16 protein-coding genes are annotated in these 13518 nt (G+C 70.5%); 12 read left to right on the forward strand and 4 right to left on the reverse strand.

All coding sequences use genetic code 11. The annotated features are described in order from the left end of the window. Window positions 1–257 precede the first annotated feature (257 nt). Window positions 258–740, reverse strand: coding sequence for an ATP-binding protein (locus ACIBBH_RS41495; protein ID WP_399414038.1), 483 nt, complete (start codon window positions 738–740; stop codon window positions 258–260). 341 nt (window positions 741–1081) lie between these two features. On the opposite strand from ACIBBH_RS41495, the gene ACIBBH_RS41500 reads away from it, so the two are divergent. Then, complete coding sequence (locus tag ACIBBH_RS41500) at window positions 1082–1693, forward strand: nucleotidyltransferase domain-containing protein (protein WP_399414065.1); 612 nt, start codon at window positions 1082–1084, stop codon at window positions 1691–1693. Here the strand turns inward: ACIBBH_RS41500 and ACIBBH_RS41505 are convergent. Genes ACIBBH_RS41505 through ACIBBH_RS41515 form a run of 3 tightly spaced genes read right to left on the reverse strand, consistent with a single transcriptional unit; the run spans window position 1680 to window position 4641 of the window. Beyond that, the gene (locus ACIBBH_RS41505) at window positions 1680–2138 is read right to left on the reverse strand and encodes a PPC domain-containing DNA-binding protein (RefSeq protein ID WP_399414040.1); all 459 of its coding nucleotides are present in this window, start codon (window positions 2136–2138) and stop codon (window positions 1680–1682) included. The genes ACIBBH_RS41500 and ACIBBH_RS41505 overlap by 14 nt on opposite strands. Before the next feature lie 26 nt (window positions 2139–2164). Beyond that, window positions 2165–3169 carry an asparaginase gene (locus ACIBBH_RS41510; RefSeq protein ID WP_399414042.1) on the reverse strand — a complete coding sequence of 335 codons (1005 nt, stop codon included), beginning with the start codon at window positions 3167–3169 and terminating at the stop codon, window positions 2165–2167. Between the two features lie 38 nt (window positions 3170–3207). Next, complete coding sequence (locus tag ACIBBH_RS41515) at window positions 3208–4641, reverse strand: helix-turn-helix domain-containing protein (RefSeq protein ID WP_399414044.1); 1434 nt, start codon at window positions 4639–4641, stop codon at window positions 3208–3210. Between the two features lie 305 nt (window positions 4642–4946). Here ACIBBH_RS41515 and ACIBBH_RS41520 point away from each other — a divergent pair, with 305 nt between their 5' ends. The 11 genes from ACIBBH_RS41520 to ACIBBH_RS41570 all read left to right on the forward strand — a co-directional run. Beyond that, entirely contained in the window at window positions 4947–5708 is a 762-nt protein-coding gene (locus ACIBBH_RS41520) for a hypothetical protein (RefSeq protein WP_399414046.1), read from the forward strand. Next, window positions 5705–6391, forward strand: a complete 687-nt coding sequence (locus ACIBBH_RS41525; protein ID WP_399414048.1) for a dTMP kinase — start codon at window positions 5705–5707, stop codon at window positions 6389–6391. Before ACIBBH_RS41520 ends, ACIBBH_RS41525 begins: the two co-directional genes overlap by 4 nt. Then, entirely contained in the window at window positions 6384–7253 is an 870-nt protein-coding gene (locus ACIBBH_RS41530) for an isocitrate lyase/phosphoenolpyruvate mutase family protein (RefSeq protein WP_399414049.1), read from the forward strand. The genes ACIBBH_RS41525 and ACIBBH_RS41530 overlap by 8 nt, the downstream gene beginning before the upstream one ends. Beyond that, a complete protein-coding gene (locus ACIBBH_RS41535; RefSeq protein ID WP_399414050.1) occupies window positions 7244–7714 on the forward strand; it encodes an NUDIX domain-containing protein in 471 nt (156 codons plus the stop codon). The genes ACIBBH_RS41530 and ACIBBH_RS41535 overlap by 10 nt, the downstream gene beginning before the upstream one ends. Before the next feature lie 5 nt (window positions 7715–7719). Beyond that, a complete protein-coding gene (locus tag ACIBBH_RS41540; RefSeq protein WP_399414051.1) occupies window positions 7720–8385 on the forward strand; it encodes a TylF/MycF/NovP-related O-methyltransferase in 666 nt (221 codons plus the stop codon). Further along, on the forward strand, window positions 8382–9305 hold the full coding sequence (locus ACIBBH_RS41545) for an NAD(P)-dependent oxidoreductase (RefSeq protein ID WP_399414053.1): 924 nt from the start codon (window positions 8382–8384) through the stop codon (window positions 9303–9305). Before ACIBBH_RS41540 ends, ACIBBH_RS41545 begins: the two co-directional genes overlap by 4 nt. After that, entirely contained in the window at window positions 9302–10177 is an 876-nt protein-coding gene (locus tag ACIBBH_RS41550) for a hypothetical protein (protein ID WP_399414055.1), read from the forward strand. Before ACIBBH_RS41545 ends, ACIBBH_RS41550 begins: the two co-directional genes overlap by 4 nt. A 30-nt stretch (window positions 10178–10207) precedes the next feature. Continuing rightward, the gene (locus ACIBBH_RS41555) at window positions 10208–12091 is read left to right on the forward strand and encodes a radical SAM protein (RefSeq protein ID WP_399414057.1); all 1884 of its coding nucleotides are present in this window, start codon (window positions 10208–10210) and stop codon (window positions 12089–12091) included. Next, window positions 12088–12807, forward strand: a complete 720-nt coding sequence (locus tag ACIBBH_RS41560; protein ID WP_399414059.1) for a 2OG-Fe(II) oxygenase — start codon at window positions 12088–12090, stop codon at window positions 12805–12807. The genes ACIBBH_RS41555 and ACIBBH_RS41560 overlap by 4 nt, the downstream gene beginning before the upstream one ends. A 90-nt stretch (window positions 12808–12897) precedes the next feature. Continuing rightward, complete coding sequence (locus ACIBBH_RS41565) at window positions 12898–13059, forward strand: hypothetical protein (protein WP_399414061.1); 162 nt, start codon at window positions 12898–12900, stop codon at window positions 13057–13059. 57 nt (window positions 13060–13116) lie between these two features. After that, window positions 13117–13518 (forward strand): hypothetical protein (locus ACIBBH_RS41570; protein WP_399414063.1); only part of this gene is annotated, 402 nt, incomplete at its 3' end.

Here is a 13518-nt window from a genome sequence, read left to right on the forward strand (position 1 = left end):
GCGTCAATGTTCTGTGGGCTCTCTTGCGTGACGGACGGTGCTACAGCCCAATACCGCCCGTCACACTGGCCGCTTGACATCTCCATTAGGAATCGATGACGGGAAGAACCACTCGAATCCGGACCGCGCGAGCACTCGAAGTGGCCGGATCCGCTCTTCGGCCCGCCTGTACCGTGGCCCTCAGGCACTATCGTCGGACCTGGATCAGGGCGTGCGTTCCACTCGTACGCCAGGCCGCCCAGATGGTTTGAGGATCATCAGGTCTGGCTGCCGCGAGTCGCCATCGGCCCCGAAGCCGCGGCCAACACGACCCAGGCGGCCTTGGCCCCGCAGTCCGTCACGTGGAACCCCCACTGTCCCTGGGCCAACTCGTTCACGATGCGCAGGCCCCGTCCCCGCTCTGCGAGCAGCTGGCTCACTGCCCCCGTCGTGACGGCTGCCCACGAGGGCGCGGCCGCGAGGTAGAGGTCCGAGGGGACGAGAGGATCCCCGTCGTGGATTTCGCAGATGTACATCCCAGCGGCCGAGCGCAGGCGCACCTCGTACGGGCCGCACGCGTGCTCGTGCGCGTTCGCCACGAGCTCCGAGACCGCCAGGACTCCGTCACTGATGACGGCGCCGGGCAGGCCCAGACCCTTGAGAACACGTCGCAGTACCGCGCGGGCTTCGCCCGTCGGGTTGATGGTGTTGTCGGTCCAGCGGTATACGAGGCCGGGAGCGGCGGACGGCGCACTGATCATCGGGTGGCGGACCTCCTGTGGTGACGTCGGTTGCCTTCTCCCGGGGCTCCTACGTGGGCGGGGCGGACGTGCGGCAATACGCCGCTGAGAGGCGTACTGCCGCAGGAGGCGCCCTGATTTCGGGTGCGTGCGAACCCGGGAGGATCGTGGCTCAAGCCCCAGCCACGAGGCCGGTCGCGAGTCACGCACTCAACGATGGCCGCTGCTGCCCCTGACGCTCATGGGCGTTTATGAGCGCGGGGCAAACGGGTGGCCAGGAGCCCAGGCCAGACCTCCGACCCGCCGCCGACCTTCGCCTTCGCCCGTCTGGTCACTGAGAGTATGGACGGGTGAGTGCTGACATGTTGGGGCGATGGGTGCCGGACCGCCCCGAGGATGTGGCCGCGGTGTTCGCCAAGGCGGACTTCCCGTGGTGGATCGCCGGTGGATACGCGATCGAGCTCGCTGCCGGCCGTGAACTGCGCCCGCACGGCGATCTCGACGTCCTCGTCCTCCGCCGCGACCAGGCCCTCGTACGTGATCTCCTGGCCGACTGGGACCTGCACGTGGCGGACCCGCCCGGCCAGGGGGAGCTGCGACCGTGGCGCCCCGGTGAGGTCCTTCAGCCGCCGCTCCACGACATCTGGTGCCGCCGCACGCCGGTGGCGCCCTGGTCCATCCAGCTCATGCTGGACGAGGCCGAGGGCACCCAGTGGGTCTCGCGGCGCGACGCGGCGATCCGGCTACCGATCGACCGGCTCGGGCGAACGAGCGAGACGGGTATCCCGTATCTCGCGCCCGAGGTGCAGCTCTTCTACAAGGCGAAGGCGACCCGGGAGAAGGACGAGACCGACTTTGAGGCGGTGCTGCCGCTGCTGGACGCTCCGGCACGCGCCTGGCTGGCGGGCGCGATCAAGGTGATCGCGCCCGGTCACCCCTGGCTTCGCAGACTCCAGCCGGTCAGCCGAACGTGAGCAGCGGAACGTCGTAGAGGTCGGGGTTCCGGGGCCGGGTCATCGTGGGCGATGTGACCTCCACGATCAGCAGCTCGCTGAGGAACTGGACCTTGGCGCTGAGGAGGTGGCTCGTCCTGCCGTCGGCCGACTGGGCCTTCAGGCCGGCGGAGACGTGGATGTGCGGGAGTATCTCGCCGGTGGCGGGGTCGTGGGCGAGGGTACCCGCGCCGAACGCCTCGACGTTGGTGACGTACGTCTTCGCCCAGACCGGCGCGTCCGGGTCCGCCAGCTTCTCGCAGGCGCCCACGATCTCGGCCTCCGCGAAGGCTCCGATGAACGAGGGGATGTAGCCCTGTCGTACGCCGTTGTCCCGGCAGAAGGAGGACAGTGCCTCGAAGAAGTCCTCTCCGTGGTCGAAGGTGACGCCGAAGGTACGGCCTACGGTCAGCTCATGAGCACGCATCTGCGGGTGTCTCCTGAAGAGGTGGGTCAGCGGGCGGAGGCGGTGGTGGTGAAGGTCTCGCGGACAGCCGCCCCGTCGGCTCCCTGGGTGAGCAGGGCGTGCAGCAGGAGTCGCGCCTGGTACGGGCTGAGGTCTCCGGCGCCGATGAGCCCTCGGCCGAGGAGGTCCTTCTCGGAGCCGGGGAAGCCGTACGTGTCGGACAGGACAGGGCCGTTGCCGATGCGGGAGGCGAGGACCACGGGGATGCGGGACGCGAGCTTGGTGAGCCCTTCGACGAGACGCTCCGGGACGTGTCCGACGCCGAAGGCCGCGACCACGAGTCCGTCGCAGCTGCCGTCCCACAGGTCGAGCAGGGCGCCGTCGTCGCCGAGGGTGACGGTGTAGAGCCCGACGCGCGCCTCGCGAGTGGGGGCGCCGACCAGCGGTCCGCGTTGGGGCAAGCCGCCCACCAACCTCACCCGGTTCTCCGCGACCCGCGCGATCGGGCCACACGCCGGTGAGGTGAAGGCGGCGGGGCTGGTGGTGTGGGACTTGCGGACGGTCCGGGCCGAGTGGATTTCGTCGCCGAGCACGACGAGGCAGCCGGCGCCCTTGAGGCTGGGATCTGCGGCGGCCAGCACGGCGGCGTGGAGGTTGGCCGGGCCGTCGGCGCCGGGAAGGGTGGGGTTGCGCATCGCGCCCGTGACGACGACCGGCTGCTCGTGGCCGTGGTAGAGGTCGAGGAGGAAGGCCGTTTCCTCGATGGTGTCGGTGCCCTGGGTGATGACGACGCCGTCGACGTCTCCGGCTTCCAGCTCCGCCGTGATCGCGGCCGACAGTGCGGTGAGGTCCTCGAACGTCAGGGAGGCCCCAGGCAGACGCCGGAAGTCCCGCACCTTGAGGCCGATGCCGCTCGTGGCCAGGGCGGGTACCGCGGCGAGCAGTTCGTGGGCCGAGAGCGCGGGTACGACGCCTCCGGTGGTGGGATCCGTGGTCATGGCGATCGTGCCGCCGAGGGAGAAGACTGCCACGTTCCTGACCGACACCGTCATATCCCTGCTCCCCTGTCCGGACCTCGCTGAGCGCGGCCTCACGAGTGGTTCACGCAGGCTATCGGGTCGGCGCCGTCCGGGTACGCGGAACGATCACCAGCTGCTCGGCCACGAACCGGCAGGCGGCGTCCAGCCCTTCGAGGCCGAGCAACCGGCTGCGCGGCCGCGCGAGCCGTTCCGTGTCGACGGCTGAAAGCTGTGCGCACCGCCGCCCGAGCCAGGAGGCGTCGAGACTGAGGTACTCCGCCGTTGCCGCAAGGCGCTGTCCGGCCTGCTCGGCCGCCGTGGCCGAGTGGTGGCTGACATGGCCGGTCACGTCGGCGAACGTGCGCAGGGTTCCCGGCCGCGCGGTGACCGCGAGGTGGGATTCCCCCCTCCGTCCGTACCCATGAGGCGATGACCGCCCGGCGCCCGGGGGAGAGGGCGAAACCGTCGGTGTGAGCGAAGCCTCCGTCGTCGGTCACCCAGGTGCGGATGCCGAAGGACTCCATGAGCGCGATAGCGAGGAAGAGCAGAACGCGCTCGTACGCGGGCGAGGAGACGACCGCTGTCTCCGGGATGCAGAACCCCCGGCCGCTGGCACCGCCTGGACGTCGGGGTGCCGTTCGTTCGAGGTACTGGTACTTGTGGCGGAAGAACAGCCACGTGGCGGCCTCCTCGCCGCGCTGTTCCCTGGTCCAGAAGACGGGCGAATCGCCCAGGTGGTCGCGGTGGCCCAGAATGTACCGGGCGCAGGTCTCCGAGCCGATCAGCATCCGGGAGACGTCGGTCAGGGCCTGATCGGAGGCGACCGGCGAGCCTGGTGAGGCGGTGAGCGACGCCAGCGGCGCGTGCAGTGCCTGGTCGTCACCGAGGAGTGCCGCCTCGAATCCCGACACGGCCCACAGGATGCCGTAGGTCAGATCGTCCAGTTCGTACGCGGCGGGGATGTCGACCGGGTCGGAGGCGGCGGCGCGTGCGCCGCTCGGTCGGGCGTCGGTGACGAACTGCCGGACCGTCCCGTCCACGGTGCGGTTGGCAACGATCAGCGCGCGCATGGGCATGGTGCGCCAGGCACCCAGCTCCGGACGGGAGTCGAGCATCAGGCTGTCCCCGAGGAAGGAGGCCGCGGGAAGAGTCAGCACGGGAAGCGCCGTCGTCGAGAGGGACCGGCCGGCGGGTAACAGAAGCTGGCCCGGCCCCTCGGGCAGCGCCGCGTACCCATGGGCTCGGGTGTCCGCCGTTCCGGTCCGGCCCTGCGAGTCCGGGACGTGCGGATCGGCCGTGGGCAGGAGCCCGAGCAGCTCCTTCGGAACTCCGAGGGCGTCGGTCCACTGGACGAACTGGCGTCGGTCACGGATCTGCTTGAGCCCGCGTTCGAGTCTGCTGACCTCGGCCTGGTCGATGTTGACCATCCGTGCCACGCCGGCCTGGGAGAGGCCCGTGTGCTTCCTGAACAGCTTGACGACGGTGCCGAGTTCCCAGGCAGCCACGGCTCGCCGGACGGTCGGATCGCGCCAGAAGGCAGGGTCGGCCCGTCGTGCCGCAGACCCGCCCTGGCACGAGGCGCATCTGGTACCGGCGTTGAAGCGGCTGAGAAGGGCACCGCAGCGCGTACACCGGCGCTGTCCGCTGTCGACCATGGTCGGCATTCTCCCGCGCCACGCGAACGGTCGGACACCTTACGCGGGCAGGGCTCATAAACGCTCATAAGCGCGAGCCTCCGTGACGGTCATCGTGGAGGACACCACCGATCGGAGCCGCATGCCGCGGTTCCCCAGACGTGAGGATCCGACCTGTGACCTCCTTGACCCTGCCTTCCCGGCCGCCGGGTTCGCCGCCGCTGGCCCATGCCTGGCAGACGCTGGCGGACGGGCTGCTGACCCAGCGGTTCCACCTCCATCTCGACGAATGGCGGACCGTCGTCGCCGAGGGGAAGGCACTGCCGGACCTGCCCGGCACCGACGTGTTTGCGCTGGCCGAGCGCCCGTCTCCGCTGCCGGAGGACGGCGACTCCCTGCTGGCACTGCTGAAGCGCGCCGAGCTGGACTTCTGGTGGGAACTGCCCTGGCGGTACGGATCGGAGCCGCGGGACCGGCGAGGAGTGCTTCAGCGCGCCGCCGACGCCGCAGCCCAGGACATCCTCGCAGGGCAGTCCGGGGCGGCCTGGTCCGAAGCCGTGACCGCCGTCAGCGGCGCCGCCGCGTGGTGGGTGGGCTTCTTCACCGTCATCCGCCACCGCGGGGTGCACCACATCACGCTGGAGCCCCACCCGGACCAGCTCCATGAGCAGGCACTGATCACCGCGGTGCGCGTCGTCGCCCACGGCATGGCCGCGCGGGTGCTGGAGGCGGCGCTGCGTGACTCCGACGATGACCCGGCGCTCCGCGCCGCGTACTGCCGGGCCATCGAGGCCGGCATCCGCGTGGAGCCCGAGCTGCCCCGCCTCGTCGACGAGTTGGCGGAGTTGCGGCTCGTGGACCTGGTGTCCACGACCGCCCGCTGGCGGGGTCGTTTCACCAAATACGCCGGCGGCACGGGGGCGGGGCAGGTCGAATGAACCAGCGCTATCCGTTCATCGTCGTCGAGGGTCTCGACGGCACCGGGAAGACGACGCTGCGCAAGGGCCTGTTCCGGCTGTGGGAGGGGCTCTATGGCGTCACCCCGCTGTGCGTGCTCACCACCAACTTCCTCGCCCCTTACCAGGCCGGCGCCATCGTCAGCGGCAAGTACCAGCCGGACGCCGCGAACCGCGACTCCTACTTGTCCGCGATCGCCGCGGACAAGCAGGCCACGCTGGAACGCCTCGTTCTCCCCCACCGGCCGGTCCGCCCCGTGATCGCGGACCGCTGGCTGCTCAGCGAGCTGGCCTTCTTCGCGGTGAAGCACGCCATGAAGGTGTCGGAGACGTACGGGGCGTTGGCCACGCGGCTCACCGTGGCACCCGATCTCACGCTCGTCCTGGACCTGGAGACCGACGCCTCGATGAGCCGCGCGCAGGGCCGGCAGGGAGACGCCGTCCGGGCCGACTGGGACGTGCACGACGTCCAGAGTCGGGTTCGCGAGACCTACGAGGCCGTAGTCACGAAGCCCTACGAGTTTCCGCTCCTTGGCGACGTGGTCCGTCTGGACGCCAGCCGGCCCCGGTCCGAGGTGCTGCTCGCTGCCTGGGACGTGCTGCGCGAACGGCAGTTGGTGCCGCCGCTTGCCGCCCACAGGGAAGGAGGCGAGACCCATGACTGACGGCACCAAGGCGTTGCGCCTGCGCGACGCCCTCAATGACAACCAACGGAATCACCCGCTGCTGGCGATCGGCGCGGTGAACGCGCTCGCCGCGCACGTCGCGGCGGAGGCCGGCTTCGACGCCCTGTGGGTGAGCGGCCTGGAGGTGTCCGCGGCCTCCGGGCTGCCAGACGCCAACGTCCTGGGCCCTCGGGACCTGGCCGACGTTGTCGCCTCGCTCGGCCGTGTCACCGATCTGCCCGTCATCGTGGACATAGACAACGCGGGCGGTTCGGTGCGCACGGCGGAGCGGTTCGCCTACGACCTGCTGCGCACCGGTGCCGCGGCAGTGTGCGTCGAGGACAGCGCGTACCCGAAGTGCAACAGTTTCGCGGCCCACCGGGCCCAGGCTCTCAGCGACCGGGACCTGCTGTGTGAGCAGGTGGAGCGCGTACGGAAGGTCGTCGGCGACGACCTCGTGGTGGTGGCCCGCACCGAGGCCCTGATCACCGGTGAGGACCTGACCGCGGCGATCGCCCGAGCTGAGGCGTACACCGAGGCCGGAGCTGACGCGGTGCTCATCCACTCCAAGGACGCGACAGGGACGGAGGCACGGGCCATCGGACAGGCGTGGAACCACGGTGCGCCGCTGGTGAGCGTGCCGACCGCCTTCCCCGACCTCAGCGCGGCCGAGCTCGGAGAGGCAGGCTTCCGCCTCTGCATCTACGCGAACCAGCTCAGCCGGGCCGCCCTCGCGGGGATGCGCGCCGCTGCCCGCCAGTTCCAGCGCGGAGGGAGTTTTCGCTCCACCGTCGCGGGGGCTCTCGCGGAGGTCGGCGACCTGATGCGTGTCGGAGAGCCGGAGGCGCTGTCATGCGTCTGATACCCGAGCTGCCCCGGATCAGCGTCTCCGTGAAGGCCATGATCGTGCGCGACGGCGCGGTCCTGCTGCTGTCGTACGACGACGAGTCAGGGTTCCACTACAACCTCCCGGGCGGCAAGGCCCAGGTCGGCGAGGACCTGCGCCAGGCTGTGACGCGCAAGGTCGCCCAGGAGACCGGTCTCCAGGTCGTGGCGCGCCGTCTGCTGTGCGTCGTCGAGTACGTCCCCGACTCGTGGAAGGGCGAGTTTGGGGACGTGCAGAAGGTTCAGTTCAACTTCCTCGCCGAGCAGGTGGACGACGCCGAACCGCGTATGCCGGAGCCGCCGGACCCCGACCAGGTGGGCGTCGAGTGGGTTCCGCTGGAACGTCTGGGCGACGTGTACCTGCTGCCCCGGATCAACCGCCCGCTGTTGGCGGCACTGAGCGAGGAGCTCGCCGACCCCTTCGTGGACAGGTGGTGACCATCATGGATCCGACGCTGAAGGATCTGCGGGACTGGCTGCTGCGGGAGCACTCCGGGACAGTTTGTGCCGACCGGCTCCGCGTTATCGCGGACGAGCTTGCCGCCCTGACCGCCCGCGGTCTGCCGGGAGCAGTCGTCGAGCTCGGCAGTTACCGGGGTGCGATGGCCCTGTGGATCCGAAGCGTGCTGGACTCACTGGGCGACCGCGACCGTGAGATCCACGTCTACGACTCCTTCCAGGGCATGCCCGTGCCCGGCGTCGAGGACTCGGACCACCTGGCGGCCGGCGAGCTCTGGTCGTCCCCGGATGACGTGCGGACGACGCACGCCGCCTGGGGCAGGCCGGCGCCGGTCATCCATCCGGGTTGGTTCGACGAGACACTTCCCACGGAACTGCCCGACGAGATCGCGTTCGCCTACCTGGACGGCGACTTCTACGCGTCGACCCTCACAGGGCTCACGCACTGCGTCCCGCGCCTGGTGCCGACGGGCGTGTTGCTGGTCGATGACTACGCGGACCCGGTGGTGAATCCGCGGGCCTGGGCCGGTCTCCCTGGGGTGAAGCGCGCCTGCGACGGGTACTTCGGCGTGCCGTCGCCCGTGACCGTCGTCGTCGGCGAGGGTGATTTGGCCTTCGGCCGGTACGAGAAGCCGGAGTCCCTCGGATGAGCGCAATCCTCGTGGTGCGCGGGGCGGCGGACGCGGGTGCGATCCGCCGAGCGCTGCCCGGCGTTGTCGTGCACGATCTGCTGGACCTGAACTGGCCTCTGCCCGCCGACACGGCCGTGGTCGTCCTGCGTTCCGGTGTCCGACTCGGCGAGCGGGAGCTCGACGCGCTGCCTCGCCTGCGGCACGTCGTACGGACCGGCTCCGGCATCGACCACATCGACGTGAGCGCCCTCCAATGCCGTGGGATCACGCTGCACCGCAACGCCGACGCTAGCGCGGCCGCCGTGGGCGAGTGGGTTCTCGCCGCTGCTCTCGCCCTGGCCCGGCGGATCCCCCTGGGGCAGCACGCGCTTCTGCTCGGCAGGCACGAGAAGGAGGCGTGCATGGGGGTGCCGCTCGGCACGCTGGCCGCAGGCGTCTGGGGCGCGGGCCCGGTGGGGCTGGCTGCCGGCCGGGCCCTCGCTCCGCATGTGGCGCGCACGGCCTACGCCGCGTGGCCGTCGAACCCTCCCGGTCTGCGGGAGCTGTCGCAGGCAGCGCTCGTGGAGCAGTCGCAGGTGCACGTGGTCGCTCTGCCGCTGCGTGCCACGACCCGGCAGTTCATCGGCGAGGAGTTCCTGGCACGCGTGTCTCCGCACCGGCCCCTGCTGATCTGCGCGGGGCGGCTAGAGACGCTCGATGTCGCCGCCTGCCTGCGGGCGTTGGCGGACGGTGGACTCTCGGGTCTCGCCCTGGACTCGGTCGAGCGGGAGCATCTTCCGCTCCTCGCCGGCTCTACGGCGCCGCTCAACCTCCTGGTCTCGCCCCACATTGGCGCCCAACGGGCGGACGTGCGCGGCGTGCTCGACCGATGGGCCATCGATCTCCTCAGGGAGATCACCGCCGACGACAAGACCCTGATCGAAGGAGGCCGCCGGTGAACCCATCGGCACAGCTGCGGCGGGAGATCGCTGACAGAGTCGCCCGGGAGCTGCTCGTCTCCGGCAAAGCTCGTGAGGTCTGGCTGGAGGGAGCGCTCGCCTGCGGCTTCGCCCACGCGGCCAGCGACATCGACCTGCGCGGCATCGTGGACGGCGACCTTCCGGTGTGGGAGTCGTGCGTCGTGGACGGCGTCCGTGTCGACCTCCACGCGACGGCGCCGCAGCGGACCGAGGAACTCCGTCACCTGCTCCGATCCTTCGACGTCCGCCGCGACGACCTCGGATCGTTCCGTCGGGTGCGCGCCTCGATGCGCGATCTCATGTGCCTGCGTACCGCCCTCGCCTACGGCTCTGGGCGCTGGAAGCCGGTCCTCGATGCCGGAGAGCGCCAGGGCTACCGGCGCTGGGCCATCGCCGACCAGGCCGAAGTCGCGGCGAGTCTCGCCGAGGACCTGACCGGTCTCGTCGAGGACGGCCTGGCCGAACCTGCCCGCGTCGTGTGTCAGAAGCTGGAGACCTGCCTCACCGCGCTCGAGTGCGCGGCGGCCGGGCATCCGGTCCTGGGCGACAAGTGGCTGCCGCTGTTCGCCGACGCCCAGGGGCCACCGTCGCGTCTCCCGATCGGCACAGCCCGCGCGGAGACGTGGGAATGGTTCCGCCCGGTTCAGCGACGTGTGACCAGAGCACTACTGGACTGCTGGCCCGTCGACGACCCGGTGCAGGAGCCGCCCAATCTGGGCGCCCCTGACGCCGGCTGGCTGCCGCAGCGGTACGCCGACGGGTGGTTCCTGCGCCGCAGCGATGTCCACCTCCCCATCACCGGCGGACAGCTTCTCGGGTGGCTGTCCGCGGTCTCCACCGATGGCGCCTAAACGGCGCCTCTTCTCCTCGGGAGTCCTCTGATGCCCGTCACCCGCACCTCACCCACCGACCTGGAGAGTCTGTACGCCCCCCTGTCGAGCACCGGGCTGGACACAGCGGTCTCCGTCATCCTGAAGCTCCGGGGAGAGACCTGCGACATCGACTGCCTGTACTGCTTCGAGAAGCGCAAGGAGTCACCGGGCGGCGCCCGGATCAACGCGGCGCAGGTCCACCGACTCGGTTCGATCTTCTCCGGACGTCCGCTCAGCGTCGAACTCCACGGCGGAGAACCCCTTACCGCGGGCCGGGCGCGGATCGCCGAGATCCTGGACGCGCTCGCCGCACAGCCGAACGTCGTCCGCGTGAGCCTTCAGACCAACGGCCTCCAGCTCGACGACGCCTGGTTGGACCTGTTCGACCGGCACTACCCGGAGTTGGAGATCGGCTTCTCCCTCGACGGCGACGCACTCGGGAACTCCTGGCGCGTCGGCTACGACGGCCGCCCCACGTACCCCCGAGTGGTCGAGGCCCTGAAGCTCCTCGGCCGTCGGGACCGCCAAGTCGGCATCATCTGCGCCGTCACCCCGTACGTCCTCGGCCGGGCCTTCGAGGTCATGGACAATCTTGCCGCCTTCCCGGCCGTGACGACGGTCAACCTGGTGCCGTGCTTCGACGCGACGGTCACCCGGTCGACCGCGGTCGTCGGATCCCGTACGCCGGCCAGCCGCACGCTCCAGCGACGGGCGATCGGCCCCACCGGCCCCGACTGGGCCGTCACGCCGCGGCAGTACGCCGACTTCGTCCTGGAGACCGCCCACCGCTGGGTCGCCAGCGGCACGTTCCGCCGCGTCAAGCTGGAGCCCGTCGTCTCTGTTATCCGCCGTCTGAAGGGCCTGCGAACCCGCTCCTGCCACTTCTCCGACCTGAAGTGCGACCACATCCTGACCCTCTATCCCGATGACCGCCTCGGGAGTTGCGACGAGCTGCCCTGGCCGCAGGCCGGGCTCGCCTCCCTCGGCGACGTACACACCGAGGCAGACGTCGCCGACGCCCAGGACAGCTCTCCCCTGCTCCGACAGGCACGCTCCCTGGTCACGAAGTGCATGACCTGCGACTACCGCGACACCTGCGGCGCTGGCTGCCCGGCGGTCCGCCTCCGCTTCGCTGCCGCAGGCGACGAAGACGCGTACTGCGCCCACCGCATGCGCCTGATCGACGGCGTCGCCGCCCTCCTCGCCCAGCCGGACCACCCGTCCGGTGTGCGCTGTTCCCGGCTGCGCTGGCGGCCCGTCCACCCCAACGACATGCACCACGTCGCAGCGTTCCTTGCCCGGTGGGACGACCCCGCCGCTCTCCGCCCGCCCGCGCGCCTCCAGGCAAGCGCCCACGGCAACATCAACACGGTCGGCCTCCCTGGCGTGCACGAGGCAGACGATCTCGACCCACACCACCCCCAGTGGTACGAGGGCATCGAGCCCGGCGTCCGCCCGGTCGTCGAGGTACTCACCGCGGGCTGGGGCACGGTCACCTACGACAGCTGCCAGGGCCACGCCTACGACGGCGTTCCCGAAGCCGAGCCACGCTTCCTCTCGGTCGGCATCCTGCCGCGCGACCGCGTCGAGCACGCACGGACAGCAGCGCGCCTGTGCCGCGTCGCCGGCCGCGCCGAGTCCTCTCTGCCCAGGACGTGCTCGTTGGTTCTCGGCCGCAGCGAGCTCACGTGCCGCACCACTGGCCGGGTGTATCCAACGCTCGACCTCCATCTCGCGCCGGCTGCCGAGGCCACGTCTACGGAGTACTTCCGGGACCTCGACCGAGCCGTGAAGGTCCTCACCGAGGCCCTGGCCGAGACACCCCCCGCTCCGCCGTCCACCAACTGCGGCTGCACGGCCGACGCTGGTCCAACCGACGGAGGCCAGCAGTGATCCACATCGCCGAGACGCTGTCCATCCGTACCGTCGAGGGCTTCCTCGCGCCGACCGAGATCGAGCGCCTCAACCGCGTCATGGACGACGAACTCGGTTCCCTCGGTCGCGACCGGTACGGCACGGCCCGCCGCACCACGATCCACGAGATCCCCGGTCATTCCCCCGCCCAGGCACAGGAGGTCTACGAACCGGCCGGCCGGGTCGAGATGACCGAGATCCCCTACGAGGCGACCACCCTCCTCGACCAGGCCCTGAAGCACCACATGGCTGTCATCACCCGCACACTGCCGTCGGTCACCGGCCACCGACCGTGGATCTATCTCGAGTACGCCGCCGGCCAGTACATCACCCCGCACGCCGACGGCATCGCCCCCGATCCGCTCGCCCGGCCCCGCCAGATCGCCGCCGCCACGGTCACGCTCACCGACACCCACGACACCGGCGGCGCGTTCTACGTCGAGACCACAGGCAGCGACGCCCCCTGGACCGCCGACGAGGCGCCGAACGAGTCGGGCTACGCCCCGGGAATGCGCTTCGTACACGACGGGACGGACATGTCCTCGCCCTGGTTTCGCGCCATGCCCCGCACCCGATGGAGCGTCTCACCCGCTCCCGGAACGCTCGTGGTCTTCGGTAGCCAGCTCGTCCACGGCACCGAGCCTGTCCGCATCGGCCGCGTACGCAAGTTCCTCACCCTCTTCGTCTCTGACTAGGGAGCCCCGGCGCCATGACCGGACCCCGCGGCCCGCCCCGCACCCGCCCTCAAAACAACCCACGGCCCCATCACGAGGAGAGAGCGAGCAGTGGCAGACGACAACACGTTCGACGAGTTCCTGGAGGCGGTCGCGTCCCTGCGCGACAGCGACACGGTGCGCACGACCGCGCACACCTCCAACGCGGCCACCGAGACCTGGCTTGCCACCACGGCCGAGCCCGGTGCCACCGAGCCCACCACCACGTCCTGACTGCCACGGGGGCCGGACCAGCCGGGTCCGGCCCCCGTTCCACCCCCTGGAGCCCAGATGAGCACCCTCTCCCCGGAAGCCCTGGTCACCCTCGGCGACATCATCGACCACCAGCACCTCCGGACCAGCCGCATCGCCTCCGTACTCGGCAACCGCCTCGGCTCGTCCGCCCTCGACTACGCCGTGGCCCACCACCTGCTCGAAGGCGCCGAACAGGCCGCGCGCTCCCGGGACGCGGACCGCCTCGCCTGGTACCGCAATACGACGTCGCAAGACCTGACCCACCTGTCCGCCGGGTCGCACATCATCCTCAACCCGCGCCCCGGTGACCTGCTCCGCTCGGAAATCTCCGAAACCGCCTACTACCTAGGCGGTTTCGTTTGGATCATCGGGCGGACCAGAGGAAGATGCCGGCGATGTGGAGTCCGGCGAGGTAGATGGTCGCGGTCTTGTCGTAGC

This window comes from Streptomyces sp. NPDC051636 (assembly GCF_044453765.1).
Lineage (GTDB): Bacteria > Actinomycetota > Actinomycetes > Streptomycetales > Streptomycetaceae > Streptomyces.